The sequence below is a fragment of the Streptomyces sp. NPDC051286 genome, from assembly GCF_044455345.1.
Lineage (GTDB): Bacteria > Actinomycetota > Actinomycetes > Streptomycetales > Streptomycetaceae > Streptomyces.
Map to the genome: position 1 here is coordinate 17,706 of NZ_JBITER010000001.1, position 21,169 is coordinate 38,874.

16 protein-coding genes are annotated in these 21,169 nt (G+C 72.2%); 13 read left to right on the forward strand and 3 right to left on the reverse strand.

The annotated features are described in order from the left end of the window. Nucleotides 1-243 precede the first annotated feature (243 nt). The 3 genes from ACIBB8_RS00065 to hemW all read left to right on the forward strand — a co-directional run bounded on the left by ACIBB8_RS00065 (nt 244) and on the right by hemW (nt 5,549). Nucleotides 244-2,133 carry an AMP-dependent synthetase/ligase gene (locus ACIBB8_RS00065; protein WP_398948120.1) on the forward strand — a complete coding sequence of 630 codons (1,890 nt, stop codon included), beginning with the start codon at nt 244-246 and terminating at the stop codon, nt 2,131-2,133. Between the two features lie 215 nt (nt 2,134-2,348). Beyond that, complete coding sequence (locus tag ACIBB8_RS00070; RefSeq protein WP_398948121.1) at nt 2,349-4,274, forward strand: SpoIIE family protein phosphatase; 1,926 nt, start codon at nt 2,349-2,351, stop codon at nt 4,272-4,274. A 42-nt stretch (nt 4,275-4,316) separates the two neighbouring features. After that, nucleotides 4,317-5,549 (forward strand): radical SAM family heme chaperone HemW, encoded by a 1,233-nt coding sequence (hemW, locus tag ACIBB8_RS00075; RefSeq protein WP_398948122.1) that lies wholly within the window; start codon nt 4,317-4,319, stop codon nt 5,547-5,549. A 468-nt stretch (nt 5,550-6,017) separates the two neighbouring features. Here the strand turns inward: hemW and ACIBB8_RS00080 are convergent, their stop codons facing one another. Together ACIBB8_RS00080 and ACIBB8_RS00085 are read right to left on the reverse strand one after the other, a co-directional pair. Continuing rightward, entirely contained in the window at nt 6,018-6,836 is an 819-nt protein-coding gene (locus ACIBB8_RS00080) for a DUF3097 domain-containing protein (RefSeq protein ID WP_398948123.1), read from the reverse strand. A 25-nt stretch (nt 6,837-6,861) separates the two neighbouring features. Beyond that, complete coding sequence (locus tag ACIBB8_RS00085; RefSeq protein ID WP_398948124.1) at nt 6,862-7,584, reverse strand: MBL fold metallo-hydrolase; 723 nt, start codon at nt 7,582-7,584, stop codon at nt 6,862-6,864. 181 nt (nt 7,585-7,765) lie between these two features. Between ACIBB8_RS00085 and hrcA the strand changes: the two genes are divergently transcribed. From hrcA to ACIBB8_RS00130, 9 genes are all read left to right on the forward strand, one after another. Next, a complete protein-coding gene (hrcA, locus tag ACIBB8_RS00090; protein ID WP_266985805.1) occupies nt 7,766-8,782 on the forward strand; it encodes a heat-inducible transcriptional repressor HrcA in 1,017 nt (338 codons plus the stop codon). Beyond that, nucleotides 8,783-9,919: a molecular chaperone DnaJ gene (gene dnaJ, locus ACIBB8_RS00095; protein ID WP_358859083.1), complete on the forward strand. Its 1,137-nt coding sequence runs from the start codon at nt 8,783-8,785 to the stop codon at nt 9,917-9,919. Between the two features lie 142 nt (nt 9,920-10,061). Further along, on the forward strand, nt 10,062-11,135 hold the full coding sequence (locus tag ACIBB8_RS00100) for a nitronate monooxygenase (protein WP_398948125.1): 1,074 nt from the start codon (nt 10,062-10,064) through the stop codon (nt 11,133-11,135). Further along, nucleotides 11,132-11,878, forward strand: a complete 747-nt coding sequence (locus ACIBB8_RS00105; protein ID WP_366137545.1) for a 16S rRNA (uracil(1498)-N(3))-methyltransferase — start codon at nt 11,132-11,134, stop codon at nt 11,876-11,878. The genes ACIBB8_RS00100 and ACIBB8_RS00105 overlap by 4 nt, the downstream gene beginning before the upstream one ends. A 94-nt stretch (nt 11,879-11,972) precedes the next feature. Further along, complete coding sequence (locus ACIBB8_RS00110) at nt 11,973-12,512, forward strand: hypothetical protein (protein ID WP_398948126.1); 540 nt, start codon at nt 11,973-11,975, stop codon at nt 12,510-12,512. A 79-nt stretch (nt 12,513-12,591) separates the two neighbouring features. Continuing rightward, a complete protein-coding gene (locus tag ACIBB8_RS00115; protein ID WP_398948127.1) occupies nt 12,592-15,843 on the forward strand; it encodes a S41 family peptidase in 3,252 nt (1,083 codons plus the stop codon). 166 nt (nt 15,844-16,009) lie between these two features. Then, a complete protein-coding gene (locus ACIBB8_RS00120) occupies nt 16,010-16,369 on the forward strand; it encodes a histidine triad nucleotide-binding protein (RefSeq protein ID WP_358859004.1) in 360 nt (119 codons plus the stop codon). A gap of 34 nt (nt 16,370-16,403) precedes the next feature. Next, nucleotides 16,404-17,324 carry a ribonuclease Z gene (locus ACIBB8_RS00125; RefSeq protein ID WP_398948128.1) on the forward strand — a complete coding sequence of 307 codons (921 nt, stop codon included), beginning with the start codon at nt 16,404-16,406 and terminating at the stop codon, nt 17,322-17,324. A gap of 11 nt (nt 17,325-17,335) precedes the next feature. Beyond that, nucleotides 17,336-18,328: an adenosine deaminase gene (locus ACIBB8_RS00130; protein WP_398948697.1), complete on the forward strand. Its 993-nt coding sequence runs from the start codon at nt 17,336-17,338 to the stop codon at nt 18,326-18,328. Here the strand turns inward: ACIBB8_RS00130 and ACIBB8_RS00135 are convergent. Beyond that, nucleotides 18,292-19,650, reverse strand: a complete 1,359-nt coding sequence (locus ACIBB8_RS00135; protein ID WP_398948129.1) for an MFS transporter — start codon at nt 19,648-19,650, stop codon at nt 18,292-18,294. The two genes, ACIBB8_RS00130 and ACIBB8_RS00135, sit on opposite strands and share 37 nt — an antisense overlap. Before the next feature lie 400 nt (nt 19,651-20,050). Between ACIBB8_RS00135 and ACIBB8_RS00140 the strand changes: the two genes are divergently transcribed. Continuing rightward, nucleotides 20,051-21,160, forward strand: a complete 1,110-nt coding sequence (locus ACIBB8_RS00140) for a carbohydrate kinase family protein (RefSeq protein WP_398948130.1) — start codon at nt 20,051-20,053, stop codon at nt 21,158-21,160. Nucleotides 21,161-21,169: the final 9 nt, after the last annotated feature.

A 21,169-nucleotide genomic window follows, 5' to 3' on the forward strand; every position in this document is an offset into this window, starting at 1 on the left:
CATGCTGCGGCGCAGGGGCCCGTTCGTTACGAAGCGGCGTCCGATTGCCTCTTACGCGGCGGACGCGGGCGCTTTACCCTGATCACGGCTTCGTGGTTACTCGCCAGTTAAACAAGCGGAACCATCCGCGCGGACAAGCACGCAGGACAAGCACGCAGACGGACGTACCCAAGCAGGAACAAGCAGCAGCACGCAGCAACCACCAATCGGTCGTGAAGCACTGCCGCAGGCCCGGAGGATGTCGTGAGCGACACACAGACCATGATCGATAACCGACCGCCCTCCGTGGCGGGCCTCTTCATCGAGCGCGTGGCGGCCACTCCGGACGGGGAGGCCTACCGCTTCCCGGTCCCGTCGGCCACCGGCCAGGGCCCCGATGAGTGGAAGTCGGTGAGCTGGGCACAGGCCGCGGAACGTGTCTACGCGATCGCCGCCGGGCTCATCGGTCTGGGCGTGGAGCCGGAGCAGCGGATCGCGCTGTCCTCCGCCACCCGCATCGAGTGGATCTTCGCCGACCTCGGTGTGATGTGTGCGGGCGCCGCGACGACCACGATCTACCCGTCGACGAACGCCGAGGAGTCGGCGTTCATCCTCGCCGACTCGGAGAGCCGGGTACTGATCGCTGAGGACGCCGGCCAGCTGGCCAAGGCCCGTGAGCGCCGCGCCGACCTGCCGGAGCTCGCCTATGTCGTCGTCATCGACCCGCAGGGCGTCGAGCCCGACGCGGCCGACCCCGAGGGCTGGGTGCTCTCGCTGGCCGACCTGGAGGCCCGCGGCGCCGAGCTCCTGACGAAGAACCCGTCCGTGGTCCAGGAGCGGGTCGGCGCGATCTCCCCCGACCAGCTGGCCACCCTGATCTACACCTCGGGCACCACCGGCCGTCCCAAGGGTGTGCGACTGCCGCACGACAACTGGTCGTACATGGCCAAGGCCACCGTGGCGACCGGCCTGATCACCGAGGACGACGTCCAGTACCTCTGGCTGCCGCTCGCGCACGTCTTCGGCAAGGTCCTCACCTCCGGCCAGATCGAGGTCGGTCATGTGACCGCGGTCGACGGCCGGGTCGACAAGATCATCGAGAACCTGCCGGTCGTCCAGCCGACGTACATGGCTGCTGTGCCCCGGATCTTCGAGAAGGTCTACAACGGGGTCGCGTCCAAGGCGCGGGCCGGTGGCGGCGCCAAGTACAAGATCTTCCAGTGGGCGGCCGGGGTCGCCCGCGAGTACGCCAAGGTGTCCCAGGACAACTTCCGGCGCACCGGCAGGGCCTCCGTACCGTTCGCACTTGGCGCCAAGCACAAGGTCGCCGACGCGCTCGTCTTCGCCAAGATCCGCGAGGCCTTCGGCGGCCGGCTCCGCGCCTGTGTCTCCGGCTCCGCGGCTCTCGCCCCCGAGATCGGCTATTTCTTCGCCGGCGCCGGCATTCACATCCTGGAGGGCTACGGGCTCACCGAGTCCAGCGCCGCCTCCTTCGTCAACCCGGGCGAGGCCTACCGCACCGGTACGGTCGGCAAGCCGCTCCCCGGCACCGAGGTACGGATCGCGGACGACGGCGAGATCATGCTGCGCGGCCCCGGCATCATGCAGGGCTACCACCGCGAGCCGGAGAAGACCGCCGAGGTGCTGGAGCCCGACGGCTGGCTGCACAGCGGTGACATCGGTGAGCTCTCGGTGGACGGCTACCTGCGGATCACCGACCGCAAGAAGGACCTGATCAAGACGTCGGGCGGCAAGTACGTCGCCCCGGCGGAGGTCGAGGGGCAGTTCAAGGCGGTGTGCCCGTTCGTCTCCAACATCCTGGTGCACGGCGCGGACCGTAACTACTGCACCGCCCTGATCGCCCTCGACGAGCCGACCATCCTCGGCTGGGCCGCCGAGCACGGCCTGGCGGGCAAGCCGTACGCCGACGTGGTCGCGTCCCCGCAGACCGTGGAGCTCATCGGCGGTTATGTGAAGCGGCTCAATGAGGGGCTGCAGCGCTGGCAGACCATCAAGCAGTTCCGGCTGCTGCCGCGCGACCTCGACGTCGAGCACGGCGAGCTCACGCCGAGCCTCAAGCTCAAGCGGCCGGTCGTCGAGCGCGAGTACAAGAACCTCATCGACGAGATGTACGTGGGGGCCCGCGAGGCGTAACGCGAGGCGTCACGAAGCGCGCGGTGCGGACGGGGTGAGCTGCCCCGTCCGCACCGTCGTTTCGCGTCGCCGTTTCTGACAAACGGTCCTGCGTCGTTCTCTGTTCACTTCGGTAACTCGGTGCTTATGGACAGGTCCGGTCTGTCACTCTGTCGGTGTCGTCAGCGGCACACGGCACGAGACAGGCCGTGCGAGAACAGGTCAGGAGCTGCGCCATGGGGCCCATTCCCTTGCAGCGGGACACCGTTCAGCGTCCCGGTACATACGTCGGCCAGGTGGAAGCGCAGCCGGTCGCCCGGACGAGTCTGCCCGGGAATGTCCTTGCGCCGGCCGCCGCCCGCCGGTTCGTCCGGGCCGCGCTGGCCGAGTGGACCGGACTGGGGCTGCCCGCGGCCGTGGGGTTCAGCGACCGGTTGGCGGACGATGCGGTGGTTGTCGTCGATGAGCTCGTCACCAATGCCGTCGTCCACGCAGGGACCACCGTCGATCTGCTCTTCCGGCTGGAGGAGGCGGCCGGGGACGAGGCCGCCGCCCTGGTGCTGGAGGTCACCGATCATCACCCCGCCCGTTCCGTGCGCAGCGAACGCCCCGGCCCGTTATCGGCCGCGGACCGGGACGGACCGGCCGAGTGCGGGCGCGGGCTGCAGGTCGTGGCCACGCTCGCCGAGCGCTGGGGCATCACGTACCGCACCGGCCTGAAGACCGTCTGGGCCCGGCTGCCCGTCGACGACTGGACCGACGCGCCCGATCCGGCAGCCGAGCCCGAACTGCACGCCGCCGAGCTGCTCGCCCCCAGCGCCCGCCGCGCCGTCCGCGACGACGCGGACTGGGCCGGGCGCGGGGCGCTCTCGTTCCTCGCCGAGGCATCGGATCTGCTCGCGGGGCAGCTCGACGAGGACATCGTGGCGGCGCTCGCCGGGCAGTTGCTGGTGCCCCGGCTCGGCGACTGGTGCGCGATCTGGCTGCAGGGCGAAGGCGGCGGGCCCTCGGCCGCGCCACGGCTGGTGCGGGTCTGGCACGCCGACGAGGACGGCACGGAGCAGCTGCGCACGGTCCTGGAGGAGGAGCCGCTCCTGCTGTCCGACGAGGCCGGCACCGGGCCGGTCCCGGTTCCGTGGCCCCTGAGCGACGGGGAGGACGAGGGGACGGCTCTGGGGTTTCGGATGACGTCGGGGGACCGCACGCTCGGCACCGTTCTGCTCGGCCGGGAGGGCGCCGCCCGGGTGCCGCACGAAGTGACCGCCCTGGTCGAGGATTTCGTACGCCGCGTCGGCCTCGCCGTCGGCGCCGCTCGCGCGTACACGCGGCAGGCCACCATCAGCCGTGTCCTGCAGCGCGGTCTGCTGCCCAGCAAGGTCGCGGAGATACCCGGCGTCACCAGCTCGCTGGTGTACGAGCCCTCCGACGACGGTGTCGTCGGCGGTGACTTCTACGACATTTTCCCGTGCCCCGGCGACCGCTGGTGCTTCGTCCTCGGCGATGTGCAGGGCAGCGGCCCCGAGGCCGCCGTCGTGACCGGCCTCGCCCGGCCCTGGCTGCGGCTGCTGGCCCGGGAGGGGTTCCGCGTCGGCGAGGTGCTGGACCGGCTCAACCGGCTGCTCCTCGACGACGCGATGGAGACCGCCGAGGCCGCCGCGCTCATGGTCGCGGCCGCGGGCGGGCAGCACCTGACGGAGGGCGGCCGGCATCTGCGGGAGGACGGTCCGCAGCTGCCGGACGGCGGGCAGCCCCGGTTCCTCTCCCTGCTGTACGGGGAGATGGTGCCGCTGCCCGGTGGTGGAGTGCGCTGCACGCTCGCCAGCGCGGGCCATCCGCTGCCGCTGCTGCTGCGGCCCGACGGCACCGTGCGGGCCGCCGCCGAGTCGCAGGTGCTGCTCGGGGTCGTCGAGGACGTCGCGTACGAGAGCCAGAGCTTCGACCTGGAGCCGGGGGACAGCCTGCTCTGCGTCACGGACGGGGTCACGGAGCGGCGCTCCGGGCCGGCGATGTTCGACGACGGGGACGGTCTCGCCCGGGCACTGGCCGGGTGCGCCGGGCTGACCGCGGAGGGGATCGCGGACCGGATCAAACGCGCCGTTCACGAGTTCGCCGAGCGCCCGCCGGACGACGATCTGGCCCTGGTGGTCCTGCAGGCCCGGTGAGCGCGGGCGGAACAGGACCGGCGACGAGTGACAATGGACGGTATGCCTTCCGTACTGCCCGATGGTGAGCCCGTGCCCGACGACGGGGCGCTGCCCCGCCATGCCCTGGAAGGTGCCGCCGACCGGCCGCTCGGCTTCTACCTGCACGTGCCGTACTGCGCCACGCGCTGCGGGTACTGCGACTTCAACACGTACACGGCGACCGAGCTGCGAGGGTCGGGCGGTGCGCTGGCATCCCGGGACAACTACGCGGCCCATCTGATCGGCGAGGTCCGCCAGGCCCGCAAGGTGCTCGGCGACGACCCGCGACCGGCCCGCACGGTGTTCGTCGGCGGCGGTACGCCCACGCTGCTGCCCGCCGGGGATCTCGTCCGGATGCTGGCGGCGATCCGTGACGAGTTCGGGCTCGCCGACGACGCCGAGATCACCACCGAGGCCAATCCGGAGTCGGTCGACCCGGCGTATCTGGCGGAGCTGCGGGAAGGCGGCTTCAACCGGATCTCGTTCGGGATGCAGAGCGCCCGGCAGCACGTGCTGAAGATCCTCGACCGTACGCATACGCCGGGGCGGCCCGAGGCGTGTGTCGCCGAGGCCCGGGAGGCGGGCTTCGAGCACGTCAATCTCGACCTGATCTACGGCACGCCCGGGGAGTCAGACGACGACTGGCGGGCCTCGCTGGACGCGGCGATCGGAGCGGGGCCGGACCATGTGTCCGCGTACGCGCTGATCGTCGAGGAGGGCACGCAGCTGGCGCGGCGGATCCGGCGCGGCGAGGTTCCGATGACGGACGACGACGTCCACGCCGACCGGTATCTGATCGCTGACGAGGCCATGGCCGCGGCGGGCTTCTCCTGGTACGAGGTGTCGAACTGGGCCCGGACGGTGGACGGGCGGTGCCTGCACAACGAGCTGTACTGGCGGGGCGCCGACTGGTGGGGCGCCGGGCCGGGGGCGCACAGCCATGTGGGCGGGGTGCGCTGGTGGAACGTGAAGCATCCCGGCGCATACGCGCAGGCGCTCGCGGAGGGGCGGTCACCGGGCGCGGGACGGGAGATCCTGTCGGCGGAGGACCGGCGGGTCGAGCGGATTCTCCTGGAGCTGCGGCTGGTCGACGGATGCCCGCTGTCGCTGCTGGCGCCCGCCGGACTGGCAGCGGCGGGGCGCGCGGTGGAGGACGGGCTGCTGGAGGCGGCGCCTTATGCGGCTGGGCGGGCGGTGCTGACGCTGCGGGGGCGGTTGCTCGCGGATGCGGTGGTCAGGGACCTGGTGGACTGAGGGGCGCGCGGGCGGGGGTGGGTCGGGGGGGGGGGCGGGGGGGGGGCGCCCCCCCCCCCCGCCCCCCCCCGCCCCCCCCCACGCGGCCCCCCCCCCCCCCCCCCGGCCGGGGGGGGGGGGGGCGGGCGGGGGGGGGGGGGGGGGGGGGGCCGGGGGGGGGGGGGGGGGCGGGGGGGGGGGGGGGGCCGCGCGGGGGGGCGGGGGGGGGCGCGGGGGGGGGGGGCGCCGCGGGGGCCGGCCCCGTTCCGCTGCCCGCCCCCTTTCCCGGAACCGGAGGCTCCACCTTCGGGCCCCCGGGCCCAGACCCTGGGGCGTGTGTCGAAAGTCCCGCCTGCCTGGCGACGCCTGGCATGCTCGCTGCGTTGTCGGGCTCGCCCCGATACGCCTGGTATCGGGGCGCCCCTCCGCCTTGCGATCGCACGCACCAGACGCCGCCAGCCCCGCGCTACGGGCGGACGGCGCACCCTCCTAGGCCGGAGCTGTCACGAAGTCGATCAGGTGTTCAACCGAGCCCAGCAGCGCCGGTTCCAGATCCTTGTACGAGCGGACCGTCGACAGGATGCGCTGCCACGCCGCGCCCGTGTTCTCCGGCCAGCCCAGTGACCGGCACACGCCCGTCTTCCAGTCCAGGCCGCGGGGCACCACCGGCCAGGAGCCGATGCCCACCGACGCCGGCTTCACCGCCTCCCAGATGTCGATGTACGGATGCCCCACCACCAGCACGTTCGCGTCGGTGACCTCGGCCGCGATTCTCGACTCCTTCGAGCCGGGGACCAGGTGGTCGACCAGGACGCCCAGACGCGCATCCGGGCCGGGGGCGAAGGAGCGGACGATGGACGGGAGGTCGTCGACGCCTTCCAGGTACTCCACCACCACACCCTCGATGCGCAGGTCGTCGCCCCAGACCCGTTCGACCAACTCCGCGTCGTGCCGGCCTTCCACGTAGATCCGGCCCGCCCGCGCCACCCGGGCCCGCGCGCCGGGGACCGCCACGGAACCGGAGGCCGTGCGGGCGGGGCGGGCCGGGCCGGTCGCCGAGGGGCGTACGAGAGTGATGACGCGGCCCTCCAGGAGGAAGCCGCGCGGTTCCATCGGGAACACCCGGTGCTTGCCGAAACGGTCCTCCAGAGTCACCGTCGGGCCCTGCGCCGTCTTCTCGCAGCGGATCACCGCACCGCAGAAGCCGGTGGAGACCTCCTCCACGACCAGATCGGACTCGGCGGGGACCTCGGGCACGGGAGCGGACTTCTTCCAGGGCGGGGTCAGGTCCGGGTGGTAGCTGCGCATCGGACGACGATAGGACGGAAACCGGTCACGACACGCCGAAGGCGTCGGACAGCCGGTCACGTTGGGCCCGTACGAACGCCGCGTCCACGACGGCCCCGTGCCCCGGCACATACACCGCGTCCTCGCCGCCCAGCGCCAGCAGCCGGTCCAGCGCGGCCGGCCAGCGCGACGGGATCGCGTCCGGGCCCGCCTGCGGTTCGCCCGATTCCTCGACCAGGTCGCCGCAGAGGACCACGGCCGGGGAGTCGGGCACGAGGGCGACGAGGTCGTGGCCGCTGTGCGCAGGGCCCAGGTTCGCCAGCAGTACCTGACGGCCGCCGCCCAGGTCGAGCGTCCATTCGCCGCAGACCTGGTGATGCGGCGCCACCAGGACGTCCGCCGCCTGCGCCGCGTCCTCCTCGGACACCCCGTGGCGTACCGCGTCGGCGTACAGCTCGTCCGCACCGCCGGTGAGAAGAGCGGCCGTACCGATGGCGCCGTACACCTCCGCCCCGGCGAATGCCGCGGTGCCGAGCACATGGTCGAAATGAGGGTGGCTGAGTGCGATATGCGTCACCCTCCGGCCGGTCATGGCCTGCACCTGGGTCCGTATCTCCACACCTTCGCGCAGCGTCGATCCCGTGTCGAAGAGCAGGGCCGCCTCCGCTCCGACCACCAGTGCGACCGTGGCGTCCCACCCGGGGAGCCTCCGGCGGCCCACGCCGTTGCCCAGTCGCTCCCAGCCGAACTCTTCCCAAGACGCGTCCATGCGGAGACGCTATCGGCATCGACCTGCGCAGTCTCGGGGTGGGGTGGCCGGTCGCCCTTGCTAGGGCCCCACCCGACCGCCGTACACTGGCGGGGGTCGCTGGCACTCGTACGCATCGAGTGCCAGGAATCACCGGAGATCGACCAGAACCACCGAGGAAACACAGCTGGAGGTGTGCGCCATGCTCAGCGAACGCAGACTCGAGGTGCTGCGCGCCATCGTCCAGGACTATGTCGGCACCGAGGAGCCCGTCGGCTCCAAGGCGCTCACCGAGCGGCACAAGCTGGGGGTCTCCCCGGCCACCGTCCGCAACGACATGGCTGTGCTCGAGGACGAGGGTTTCATCGCCCAGCCCCACACCAGCGCGGGTCGCATCCCGACGGACAAGGGCTACCGTCTCTTCGTCGACAAGCTCGCGGGGGTCAAGCCCCTGTCGTCGCCGGAGCGCAGGGCCATCCAGAACTTCCTCGACGGTGCGGTCGACCTCGACGACGTCGTGGGCCGCACCGTGCGGCTGCTCGCGCAGTTGACCCGGCAGGTCGCCGTCGTCCAGTACCCCTCGCTGACCCGGTCCACGGTGCGGCATGTGGAACTGCTGTCGCTGGCGCCCGCCCGGCTGATGCTCGTGCTGATCACGGACACCGGCCGGGTCGAACAGCGCATGATCGACTGTCCCGCGCCGTTCGGTGAGACCTCTCTCGCCGATCTGCGGGCCCGGCTCAACAGCCGGGTCGTGGGGCGCCGGTTCTCGGACGTCCCGCAGCTGGTGCAGGACCTGCCGGAATCCTTCGAGAGCGAGGACCGGGGAACCGTGTCCACCGTGCTCTCCACCCTGCTCGAAACCCTCGTCGAGGAGACGGAGGAGCGGCTGATGATCGGCGGCACCTCCAACCTCACCCGCTTCGGGCACGACTTCCCTCTGATGATCCGGCCGGTGCTGGAGGCGCTGGAGGAGCAGGTCGTGCTGCTGAAGCTGCTCGGCGAGGCCAAGGACTCGGGCATGACCGTACGTATCGGGCACGAGAACGCCCACGAGGGGCTCAACTCCACGTCCGTCGTCGCGGTCGGCTACGGTTCGGGCGACGAGGCAGTCGCCAAACTCGGCGTGGTCGGACCGACCCGCATGGACTACCCCGGAACGATGGGAGCGGTACGCGCAGTGGCACGTTACGTCGGACAGATCCTGGCGGAGTCGTAAGTGGCCACCGACTACTACGCCGTTCTCGGCGTGCGCCGCGACGCATCTCAGGACGAGATCAAGAAGGCCTTCCGGCGGCTCGCACGCGAGCTGCATCCGGACGTCAACCCCGATCCGAAGACCCAGGAGCGGTTCAAGGAGATCAACGCCGCCTACGAGGTGTTGTCGGACCCGCAGAAGAAGCAGGTCTACGACCTCGGCGGCGACCCGCTGTCCGCCTCCGGCGGCGGTGGCGCGGGCGGATTCGGACAGGGTGGCTTCGGCAACTTCTCCGACATCATGGACGCGTTCTTCGGCACGGCGTCGCAGCGTGGACCACGGTCGCGCACCCGGCGCGGCCAGGACGCGATGATCCGGCTGGAGATCGATCTCGCCGAGGCGGCGTTCGGTACCACCAAGGACATCCAGGTCGACACGGCCGTCGTCTGTACGACCTGCAGCGGCGAGGGCGCCGCACCCGGCACCTCCGCCCAGACCTGTGACATGTGCCGCGGCCGCGGCGAGGTCTCCCAGGTCACCCGGTCGTTCCTCGGCCAGGTCATGACCTCGCGGCCCTGCCCGCAGTGCCAGGGCTTCGGTACGGTCGTGCCGACCCCGTGCCCGGAGTGCGCCGGTGACGGCCGCATCCGTTCGCGGCGCACGCTCACCGTGAAGATCCCCGCCGGTGTCGACAACGGCACCCGCATCCAGCTCGCGGGCGAGGGCGAGGTCGGCCCCGGCGGCGGCCCGGCCGGCGACCTGTACGTCGAGATCCATGAGCTGCCGCACCCGGTGTTCCAGCGCCGCGGCGACGACATGCACTGCACGGTCACCATCCCCATGACAGCGGGCGCGCTCGGCACGAAGGTGCCGCTGGAGACGCTCGACGGCCTGGAGGAGGTCGACATCCGGCCGGGCACCCAGTCCGGCCAGTCGGTTCCGCTGCACGGCCGCGGCATCACGCATCTGCGGGGCGGCGGGCGCGGCGACCTGATCGTGCACGTCGAGGTGACGACCCCGTCGAAGCTGGACCCGGAGCAGGAGCGACTGCTGCGGGAGCTCGCGAAGCTGCGTGGCGAGGAGCGGCCCACCGGTCAGTTCCAGCCAGGGCAACAGGGACTCTTCTCCCGCCTGAAGGATGCGTTCAACGGCCGCTGAGGACCGTCCGCACCCGCTGTTCCCTTGCGCCGTAGCGCCCGCCCGTCCCCGGACCGGCGGGCGCTACGGCGTTCCGCGTATACCGCTCCGGTCATGACGTGGCTGATTCGGCAGGGTGCACCGGACGTGACACGATGCGGTCATGTCATCCGCGTTGACTGATCTCTGCCGGTATCCGATCGTGCAGGCCCCCATGGCGGGCGGTGTGTCCTGTCCGCAGCTCGTGTCGGCCGTTGCCGAAGCCGGTGGGCTCGGCTTCCTGGCCGCCGGGTACAAGACTGCCGACGGCATGTACAACGAGATCAAACAGCTGCGCGGAATGACCGGTCAGCCGTTCGGCGTCAACCTCTTCATGCCGCAGCCGAACCTCGCCGACCCGAGCGCCGTCGAGGTGTACCGGCACCAGCTCGCCGGTGAGGCCGCCTGGTACGAGACCCCGCTCGGTGACCCGGACTCCAGTGGTGACGACGGCTACGAGGCCAAGCTCGCGATTCTCCTGGAGGACCCCGTTCCGGTGGTCTCCTTCACGTTCGGCTGCCCCACCCGCGACGCCCTCGACGCGCTCGCCGGAGTCGGTACGTACACCGTCGTGACGGTCACCTCGCCCGAGGAGGCCCAGGCCGCCCAGCGGGCGGGCGCCGACGCGATCTGTGTCCAGGGCGTCGAGGCGGGCGGCCATCGGTCCACCCACCGCGACGACCCACAGGCCGACGACGCCGGCATCGGGCTGCTCACTCTGGTGGCCCAGGTCCGTGAGGCCGTGCAGCTGCCGCTCATCGCGTCCGGCGGCATCATGCGCGGCTCCCAGATCGCGGCGGTCGTCGCGGCGGGCGCGGAGGCGGCGCAGCTCGGCACGGCATTCCTGGTCTGCCCCGAGTCCGGCGCCCATCTGCTGCACAAGCAGGCGCTGACCAACCCGCTGTTCGTACGGACGGCCCTGACCCGGGCGTTCTCCGGACGCCCCGCCCGCGGCCTCGTCAACCGCTTCATGCGCGAGCACGGTCCTTACGCCCCCGCCGCCTACCCGCAGGTGCACCATGTCACCAGCGGGCTGCGCAAGGCCGCGGCCAGGGCCGGGGACGCGCAGGGCATGGCCCTGTGGGCGGGCCAGGGCCACCGCATGGCACGCGAGTTGCCGGCCGGCCGGCTGGTCGAGCTGCTCGCCGAAGAACTGGACGCCGCGCACGCGGCACCGAGCACAAGGAGCACGCAGTGACCGCACCGGTCTTCGTCGTCGAACAGGTCCCCGCCGGGCCCGAGTTCGTCCTGGACGGTCCCGAGGGGCGGCACGCCGTTTCGGTCAAGCGGCTGCGGGCCGGTGAGGACGTCGTCCTGACGGACGGGCACGGCCGGTGGACGGAAGGGGTCGTGCGGGCCGCCGAGGGCAAGGACCGGCTGGTGGTGACGGACCTCTGCACGGTCCACGAGGAGCCCCGTCCCACACCCCGCATCACCGTGGTCCAGGCGCTCCCCAAGGGTGACCGCGGCGAGGTCGCCGTCGAGACGATGACGGAGACGGGCGTCGACGCGATCGTGCCGTGGCAGGCTTCGCGCTGCATCACCCAGTGGAAGGGCGACCGCGGTCTCAAGGCCCTCGCGAAGTGGCGGAACACGGCCCGCGAGGCGGGAAAGCAGTCGCGCCGGGTGCGATTCCCGGAGGTGACGGACGCACTGACGACCAAACAGGTTGCCGCACTTCTGGCCACAGCCGACTTCGCGGCCGTCCTGCACGAGGACCGGGGGTACGACAGCGAGCCGCTGGCCACCGTCGGACTGCCCGCAGGGGGCGAGATCGTCCTGGTCGTGGGCCCCGAGGGCGGTGTGTCGCCCGAGGAACTGGCTGCCTTCGCCGAGGCAGGCGCCCGGACCTGCCGGCTCGGCCGGAGCGTCCTGCGCACCTCGACGGCGGGCACCGCGGCGACGGCACTGCTGCTGGGGCGCACCGGCCGCTGGGCGTAACCGCCGTATACAACACGTCCGGTGTGGCTGCAAGCGGTCTACCGCACCGCGGGGGAGTGGTGGGACCCTGCCTCGTATGGGGACATTGAGGGCATTGAGTTCATGGGGTCGCGGCCGGACCCATCGCATTCCGGCCGTACTGTGCCTCGTCGGTGCGGCGGTTGCGGGGGCCGCCGCCTGCGAGCCGATCGACGGGCTGAACTCCGCGTCCGTCGCCCTGACCACCGACCGGGCCGGAACCGCGGCGCTGGAGCGCAAAGGGGTCGATGTGCAGTGGCTGAACTGCACGGCCGAGGTCGAGGGCGGCGGTAGGACGCCGTCCTCGGCCTCGCGCTCCGCGTCCGTGCGGCAGGTGGCGCACGTCGACTGCCGCGGCCGGAACAGGGGCGGCAAGGACATCACACTCGCCGGCAAGGTCACGAAGGAGGTCAGCGGGCTTTGTGTACGGGGGGACTTGACCGGGAAGGTCGGCGGCAGGACCGTCCTGCGGGCCGATGTGCTCGGCAACTGTCACGCCACCCCCTCGACCGGCGGCATGACACCGCCGGCAGGCGGTGGAAACGGTGGTGGCGGCCGTGTCCGGCCGACCGTCACCGTGACGGTCACGGTGACCGGATATCCGCAGGGCAAGTGAGTGGGTCCGACGCGACGGCGGGGGCGGACTCCGGCCAACCCTGTTCCCCGGAACACGACCGCAGCCTAGGGTGATCGATGTGACACAGCCTGCCTATCTCCGGTACCCCCATGTCCAGGGCGAATTGATCGCCTTCACCGCCGAGGACGATGTCTGGCTGGCGCCGCTCGACGGCGGCCGGGCCTGGCGGGTCAGCGCCGACAACCGGCCCGTCCGCCAGCCACACATATCGCCCGACGGCACCCACGTCGCCTGGACATCCACCCGGGACGGCGCCCCCGAGGTGCACCTCGCCCCCGTCGACGGAGGCCCTTCGAAGCGGCTGACCTACTGGGGCGACGCGCGGACCACCGTGCGCGGCTGGACCCCCGAGGGCGACGTCCTCGTCACCAGCACCCAGGGGCAGGTGTCGCTGCGCCGCAGCTGGGCCCGGGCCGTCCCGGTCGACGGCGGGCCCGCGCGGACCCTGCCGTACGGACCGGTCGGCTCCCTCGCGTACGGACCCGGCGGACGGGTCCTGCTGCTCTCCGCCACCATGGGGCGCGAGGCCGCCACCTGGAAGCGCTACCGGGGCGGCACGGCAGGCAAGTTGTGGCTCGCACAAGCACCCGGCGAAGGCCAGGGGCCGGACGGCGTCGCGGACTTCGTACGGATCCACGAGGGCCTCGACGGCAACATCGAATGCCCGATGTGGGTCGGCGACCGTCTCGCCTTCCTCTCCGACCACGAAGGCGTCGGCGCGCTCTACTCCTCGCTCCCCGACGGCTCCGACCTGCGGCGGCACACCGACGCCGAGGGCTTCTACGCCCGCCACGCGACGACCGACGGCACCCGCGTCAGCTACGCCTCGGCCGGTGAGCTGTGGCTGCTCGACGACCTGGAAGGCGCCGGACCCCGGCGTCTCGACATCCGCCTCGGCGGCCAGCGCGCCGACCTCCAGCCGCACTCCGTCCACGCCGGGAGCCACCTCGACTCGGCGTCCCCGGACCGTACCGGCCGCGGCAGCGCCGTCGGGACGCGCGGCGCCGTCCACTGGGTCACCCACCGCGAGGGCCCGGCCCGCGCACTGGCCGTCGAACCCGGGGTGCGGGCCAGACTGCCCCGTACCTTCCAGGCCGACGGCGATCAGCACGTCGTCTGGGTCACCGACGCGGAGGGCGACGACGCCCTGGAGTGCGTACCCGCCACCGGAACCGCTCCGGGCACCGCACCGCGCCGACTGGCCGCCAACCGGCTCGGCAGGGTGCTCGACCTGGCGGCGGCCGCCGACGGCAGCCGGTTCGCCGTCGCCTCGCACGACGGCCGGATCCTGATCGTCGAGCGGGAGAGCGGCGAGGTCCACGAGGTCGACCGCAGCGAACACGGCGACGCCTCCGGACTCGTCTTCTCGCCGGACTCGGCATGGCTCGCCTGGTCCCACCCCGGACCCGAACCGCTGCGCCAGCTCAAGCTCGCGCACCTCGCCGATCTGTCCGTCGCCGAGGCCACGCCGCTCCGCTTCCGGGACTACGCCCCCGCGTTCACCGTCGACGGCAAGCACCTCGCCTTCCTCTCCGAGCGGACCTTCGACCCGGTCTACGACGCACACGTCTTCGACCTGGCCTTCGTCGGCGCCTGCCGCCCGCACCTGCTGACGCTCGCCGCCACCACGCCCTCCCCGTTCGGGCCGCAGCGTCACGGCCGCCCGACCGAGAAGGAGAAGAGCTCCGGCGGCGGCGACCAGGACAACCCCACCGCGCTGCCCGTCACCCGGATCGACCTCGACGGGCTCGCCGACCGGATCGTGCCGCTGCCCGTCGAGGCCGCCCGCTACTCCTCGCTGCGCGCGGCGAAGGACGGACTGCTGTGGCTGCGGCACCCGGTGACGGGCGTGCTCGGTACGGCGGGGGCGACGCCGGACTCCCGGGGACCGGAGACCGTCCTGGAACGGTACGACCTGGAGAAGCTGCACAGCGACGAACTCGCCTCCGACGTCAGCCGGTTCGCCGTCAGCGGCGACGGCAAGCGGCTGGTCCTGCACACCCGGGGCAAGCTGCGCGTCGTACCCTCCGACAGTCGTGTCCCGGCGGACTCCGACGACGACCACGACGGCGGCAGCGACAACAGCATCACCGTCGACCTCTCCCGGATCCGCCGGACCGTCGAACCGGCCGCCGAATGGCGCCAGATGTACGACGAGGCCGGTCGCATCATGCGCGACAACTTCTGGCGGCCCGACATGGGCGGCGTCGACTGGGACGGCGTCCTCGACCGCTACCGGCCGGTGCTGGCGCGCGTCGCCACCCATGACGACCTCGTCGACCTGCTCTGGGAGGTGCAGGGGGAGCTCGGCACCTCGCACGCGTATGTGACGCCGCCGGGCGGCCGGAACGACGACGCGAGCCGGCAGGGGCTGCTCGGGGCCGACATCTCCCGTACGGACGAAGGCCATTGGCGTATCGACCGGATCCTGCCGTCCGAGACGTCCGACCCGGCAGCCCGTTCGCCGCTTGCCGCGCCCGGCGTCGCGGTCCGCGCCGGGGACGCGATCCTCGCCGTCGACGGGCAGGAGATCGACCCCCTGACCGGGCCCGGGCCGCTGCTCACCGGTTCGGCGGGCAAGCCGGTCGAGCTGACCGTCTCGCCGGCGGACGGCGGCAATCTGCGTCATGTCGTCGTCGTGCCGACCGCGGACGAGGAGGCGCTGCGGTACCACGCGTGGGTGGCGGACCGGCGGGCGTACGTGCACGAGCAGTCCGGCGGACGCCTCGGCTATCTCCACGTCCCCGACATGGTCGGCTCCGGCTGGGCGCAGCTCCACCGGGACCTGCGGGTCGAAGTGGCCCGTGAGGGGCTGGTGGTGGACGTACGGGAGAACCGCGGCGGTCACACGTCGCAGCTGATCGTGGAGAAGCTGGCCCGCCGCATCGTCGGCTGGGACCTGCCGCGCGGTATGCAGCCGTACAGCTACCCCGGGGACGCGCCGCGCGGTCCGGTGGTGGCCGTGGCGAACGAGTTCTCCGGCTCGGACGGCGACATCGTGAACGCGGCGATCAAGGCGCTCGGGATCGGGCCGGTGGTCGGTACCCGGACGTGGGGCGGCGTGGTCGGCATCGACAGCCGGTACCGGCTGGTCGACGGCACGCTGGTCACGCAGCCCAAGTACGCGTTCTGGCTGGAGGGGTACGGCTGGGGTGTGGAGAACCACGGGGTGGACCCGGATGTGGAGGTCGTGATGGCGCCGCAGGACCATGCGGCGGGGCGGGATCCGCAGCTGGACGCCGCGATCCGGATCGCGCTGGAGAGGCTCGCGGAGAGCCCGGCGAAGTCGGCACCGGGTCTCCCGGGATAGGCGCTGGGCCTTTCTTCCGGATCTGGCCTGATCCGGAAGAAAGGCTCTCGTTCTCCTCCCCGCCCGTTCCCGGGACCGGGGCTCCGCCCCCGGTCCCGGGAGCCGGCCAACCGCGCCCGATAGCATGCCCGTGTACGGATCAACCACGCGACCGAGGAGCCCGGCCATGGCGGGAGAACCGCAGCCCGACTGCCTGTTCTGCAAGATTGTCTCGGGAGACGTCCCGGCAACCATCGTCCGCGAGACCGAGACGACCGTCGCCTTCCGCGACATCAACCCCCAGGCCCCCACCCACATCCTCGTCATCCCCCGCGTCCACCACCGCGACGCCGCCACCCTCGCCGCCGCCGAGCCGCAGATCGCCGCCGACATACTGCTCGAGGCCGCGAACGTCGCCGCCGACGAGAAGATCACCGACACCGGTTACCGGGTCGTCTTCAACACCGGCACCGGTGCCGGGCAGACCGTCTTCCACGCGCACGCCCACGTCCTGGGCGGCCGCGGAATGCAGTGGCCGCCCGGATAACGCCGAATCCCCCGAATCGCAGGCCGCCGCACTCATGTCCGTACGCGAACTCGTCGTCCTCGGCACCGCCAGCCAGGTCCCCACCCGGCAACGCAACCACAACGGCTATCTGCTGCGCTGGGACGGCGAGGGCATCCTCTTCGACCCCGGCGAGGGCACCCAGCGCCAGATGCTGCGCGCCGGCGTCGCCGCGCACGACATCAACCGGATCTGCGTCACGCACTTCCACGGCGACCACTCCCTCGGCCTTGCCGGGGTGATCCAGCGCATCAATCTCGACCAGGTCCCGCACCCTGTGACCGCGCACTACCCGGCGAGCGGGCAGCGCTTCTTCGAGCGGCTGCGGTACGCGACCGCCTACCACGAATCCGTCGAGCTGACCGAGGCGCCGGTCACGGCCGACGGGGTCCTCGCCGAGACCGCCGCGTACACCCTGCACGCCCACCGGCTCTCCCACCCCGTCGAGTCGTACGGCTACCGCCTCGTCGAGCCCGACCGGCAGCGCATGCTGCCCGACCGGCTCGCCGAGCACGGGATCAGCGGGCCGGACGTCGGACGGATCCAGCGCGAGGGCTCCCTGGGCGGCGTCGGCCTCGACGAGGTCTCCGAGCGCAGGCGCGGCCAGCGCTTCGCGTTCATCATGGACACGCGGCTCTGCGACGGCGTGTACACGCTTGCCGAGGGGTGCGACCTGCTGGTCATCGAGTCGACCTTCCTCGACGAGGACGAACGGCTCGCCGTCGACCACGGTCATCTCACCGCCGGACAGGCGGCCCGGGTGGCCCGGGAGGCAGGCGTACGGCATCTCGTGCTGACGCACTTCTCGCAGCGGTACGCAGATCCGGGTGTCTTCGCCGCCCAGGCTCGCGCCGCCGGGTTCGAGGGCGAACTGACCATCGCCCAGGATCTGATCAATGTTCCCGTCCCGAGCCGACATCAACAGCAGCAAGAGTGAGCGAGCAACCCGTGCATCTTCCCAAGGCAGAACTCCACGTCCATATCGAAGGAACCCTCGAACCCGAGCTGGCCTTCGCCCTCGCCGAACGGGGGGGCGTGGAGCTGCCCTACGCGAACGCCGAAGAGCTGCGCACCGCCTACCTCTTCGACGACCTGCAGTCCTTCCTGGACCTCTATTACGCGCTGATGGCCGTCCTGCGCACCGAGGAGGACTTCGAGCAGCTCGCCGACGCCTACCTCACCCGCGCGGCCGCCCAGGGCGTCCGCCACGCCGAGATCTTCTTCGACCCGCAGGCGCACACCGCCCGAGGCGTCCCGATCGGCACCGTCGTCGAAGGACTCGGCCGGGCGCTCGACCGCAGCGAGGAGACCCATGGCATCTCCACCCAGCTGATCATGTGTTTCCTGCGCGACCAGTCCGCCGAATCGGCCCTGGAGACCCTCGACGCCGCGAAGCCGTACCTGCACCGGATCAGCGCCGTCGGCCTGGACTCGGCGGAGGTCGGGCATCCGCCCGCGAAGTTCCGTGAGGTCTACGAGGCGGCCGGGGCGCTCGGGCTGCGGAAGGTCGCACACGCCGGAGAGGAGGGTCCGCCGGAGTACATCCGGGAGGCGCTCGACGTCCTCGGGGTCGAGCGCATCGACCACGGGCTGCGCTGCATGGAGGACCCGGCCCTGGTGAAGCGGCTCGCAGCCGACCGGGTGCCGCTCACCCTCTGCCCGTTGTCCAACGTACGGCTGCGCGCCGTCGACACCCTGGAGCAGCACCCGCTGCGGGCGATGCTGGACGCCGGGCTGCTCTGCACGGTGAACTCCGACGACCCCGCGTACTTCGGCGGATACGTCGGAGACACCTTCCATGCCGTCCACGAGGCGCTCGGACTGGAGCGTGAGCAGCTGCGCACCCTGGCCCGGAACTCCTTCGAGGCGGCCTTCCTCGACCACGACGAGGAGCGCAGGTCGCGCTACCTGGCGGAGGTCGAGGCGTACGCGTTCGACTGACCGTCCGCGCCCGACGGACCGGCCGTCCGGAACGCGTTCCTGCCGAGGCGCCTGCGCCGCAGCGCGGGCACGCTGATCTCCGTGACGGCCTGTTCGGGGGCGCCCATCCTGGGCACCGCGCCGGACAACGTGCCGGTGGTCGCGGCGAGCAGCGCCGCGGGGGCGCCGCCCCGGCGGCGGACGGAGCCGGGCACCAGCGGACGGCCGCCGGTGTGCAGCGCGACGGCCGTGACCGGGGCGGCGACCAGCAGGGTCACGAGGCCCAGGATCAGGCCCATCACCGGGTAGCCGGCCGTCTCGGACAGCACACTGCCGAGGACCGGGCCGCAGGCCACGCCGACGGACGACGCGGAGCCCGCGAGGACCGCCCAGCGGCCCCGTGCATCCAGTGACGCGGCCAGGCCGATCAGATACGACAGGACCACCGGGTAGACGGTGTTCCACGCGATCTCGCCGGTGGCGAACGAGCCGAGCCCGGCGGCCGACGAGCTGAGCACGATGCTGCCTGCGATGATCACGGTGCCGAGACCGATCGGGACGGCCCGGCCGAGTCTGGCGCCCAGCACTCCGGCGCCCATCACGCCGAGCAGGCCGGCGCCGAGCGCGGCGGCGAACACCGCGCCGATGGTGACCTCGGAGAGCCCGGCCTGGGACACGCCGATCCGGCTGCTGACCCCCCACAGGGCGTTCTGCGCCATCGACCAGACGAGCATGCCGCCCGCCAGCACCAGACCGGAGCGGCGGTGCGGCAGCCGGCCGCCCACCGGTGCCGTCGAACCGGTGGGCGCCGAGCCGCCGAGCCGCCAGGTGGCGGGCCAGACGAGCAGGGCGACCAGGGCGATCGCGGCGAACGGCAGCCGGTGGCCGCCCCCCAGGTGAGGGATCGTCAGATAGAGGGCGCCCGCGGTCGCGGAGACGCTCAGCAGGCCCAGGGACGAGGTCCGGTGCGGGTCGCGCTGCGCGGCGATACCGGCCGCAGCCACTGCCGTCGCCGTACCCGAGCCGAGCCCGCCGATCACCGCGCCCATGACCACGAGGGGCACGGAACCGGCCAGCGCCGCGCAGCCGTAGCCCACCACGGCCAGCGCCAGTCCGGCCCGCGCCGGTCTCCGCGACCCGTACCGCTCGACCCGGCCCGCCAGTGTGAACCCGGCGGTGGCCGAACTCAGCAGGAGCGCGCTGCCGACCAGGCCCGCCTGGGCCGCGCTGAGGCCCAGATGGGTGGAGAGCCGGCCGACGATGGTGGGGAGCAGGTAGGCGGCGAGGTAACCGGCGGTGAACACGGCGACCAGGGGCCACGCGGCGCGAGGGCGCGGGGACATGGGCGTTCCTGAAGACATGCCGGAGGAGGCAGGGAAGGCGGGGAGGGGTACAGCGGGGGGACGTGGCACTCGTCGGCGTCGATCGGCGACGGTGCGTGCGGGCCAATTTGTATCAAGTGCGTACAGTCGACCGAAAGCCACCTTTGAGTGATCTGGGCCACACTTGTGTTTGCTGTCCTGTGAAGCGGGTAGCGGCTCATGTTTACGCAGGTCAGTGTTGGTATGCGCAGAACCCGGGCGGCTGAGAGCCTGCCGGGCGACGTCTGATCGGGCGGTCGCCCGACAGGCTCTCAGGTACCGGCCCGGCTCACGCCCGCCCGGTGCGACGGCGCGGACCCATCCCGGACGCAGGGGTGAATCGGGCACACTGGCCGGATCTGCCACGAGCGGGGAGTACAAGGTGAGCACAGACAATCCGGGCATCGATCCACTGGACGGGCTGCGTGCCCCGCAGGACCCGGACTGCGATGTGTTCCTCACCGGCACGGTCTTCCTCGACATCGTCTTCACCGGCCTGGACAGCGCCCCGGTCCGCGGCACCGAGTCCTGGGCGCGCGGCATGGGCTCCAGCCCCGGCGGTGTCGCCAACATGGCCACCGCACTGGCCCGGCTCGGACTGCACACCTCGCTCGCCGCCGCGTTCGGCGACGACCACTACGGGGAGTACTGCTGGGACGCCCTCGAACAGGGCGAGGGCATCGACCTCTCGATGTCGCACACCGTCCCCGGCTGGCACTCGCCGGTGACCGTCTCCATGGCGTACGAGGGCGAGCGGACGATGGTCTCGCACGGACACGAGGCCCCGCCACCCGCCGCCCCCTCGCACGCGGACCGGACCTTCCCGTGCTGCCCGCCGCGCGCCCGCGCCGCCGTCGCCTCGCTGACTCCCGGACGCAGCGAGCCGTGGGTCGCCGTCGCGGCCCGGCACGGCGCCCGGATCTTTGCCGACGTCGGCTGGGACGAGACCGGCCGCTGGGACCTGGACGCGCTGCCCGACCTGCAGCACTGCCAGGCGTTCCTGCCCAACGCGGAGGAGGCGATGCGCTACACCCGTACCGACTGCCCCCGTGCCGCCGCCCGCGCCCTCGCCGAACGGGTGCCCATCGCCGTCGTCACGCTGGGCGCGGAGGGCGCCTACGCGGTGGACGCGGCGACCGGTGTCACCGCCGAGGTGCCCGCGATCGAGGTCGAGGCCCTCGATCCGACCGGCGCGGGTGACGTCTTCGTCGCCGGATTCGTCACCGGCACCCTGGCGGACTGGCCGCTGGCCGACCGGCTGGCCTTCGCCGGACTGACCGCGGCGCTCTCCGTCCAGGAGTTCGGCGGGTCCCTGTCGGCGCCGGGCTGGGCGGAGATCGCCGCCTGGTGGCAGCGGGTCCGCACCTGCGACGGGCAGGATCCGGCGGCCCTCCAGCGGTACGCGTTCCTGGAGCATCTGCTTCCCGCCACCGCCCGGCCGTGGCCGCTGCGCCGGGCCGTACCGACGATCGGCTTCCGCCACCCCGCGTGACGCGGACAC

Coding starts and splice junctions, on each gene's coding strand:
- ACIBB8_RS00120 (WP_358859004.1), top strand. CDS start 16,010: ATGGCGGGAGAACCGCAGCCCGACTGCCTGTTCTGCAAGATTGTCTCG.
- hrcA (WP_266985805.1), top strand. CDS start 7,766: ATGCTCAGCGAACGCAGACTCGAGGTGCTGCGCGCCATCGTCCAGGAC.
- hemW (WP_398948122.1), top strand. CDS start 4,317: ATGCCTTCCGTACTGCCCGATGGTGAGCCCGTGCCCGACGACGGGGCG.
- ACIBB8_RS00135 (WP_398948129.1), bottom strand. CDS start 19,650: ATGTCCCCGCGCCCTCGCGCCGCGTGGCCCCTGGTCGCCGTGTTCACC.
- ACIBB8_RS00085 (WP_398948124.1), bottom strand. CDS start 7,584: ATGGACGCGTCTTGGGAAGAGTTCGGCTGGGAGCGACTGGGCAACGGC.
- ACIBB8_RS00070 (WP_398948121.1), top strand. CDS start 2,349: ATGGGGCCCATTCCCTTGCAGCGGGACACCGTTCAGCGTCCCGGTACA.
- ACIBB8_RS00100 (WP_398948125.1), top strand. CDS start 10,062: ATGTCATCCGCGTTGACTGATCTCTGCCGGTATCCGATCGTGCAGGCC.
- ACIBB8_RS00125 (WP_398948128.1), top strand. CDS start 16,404: ATGTCCGTACGCGAACTCGTCGTCCTCGGCACCGCCAGCCAGGTCCCC.
- ACIBB8_RS00080 (WP_398948123.1), bottom strand. CDS start 6,836: ATGCGCAGCTACCACCCGGACCTGACCCCGCCCTGGAAGAAGTCCGCT.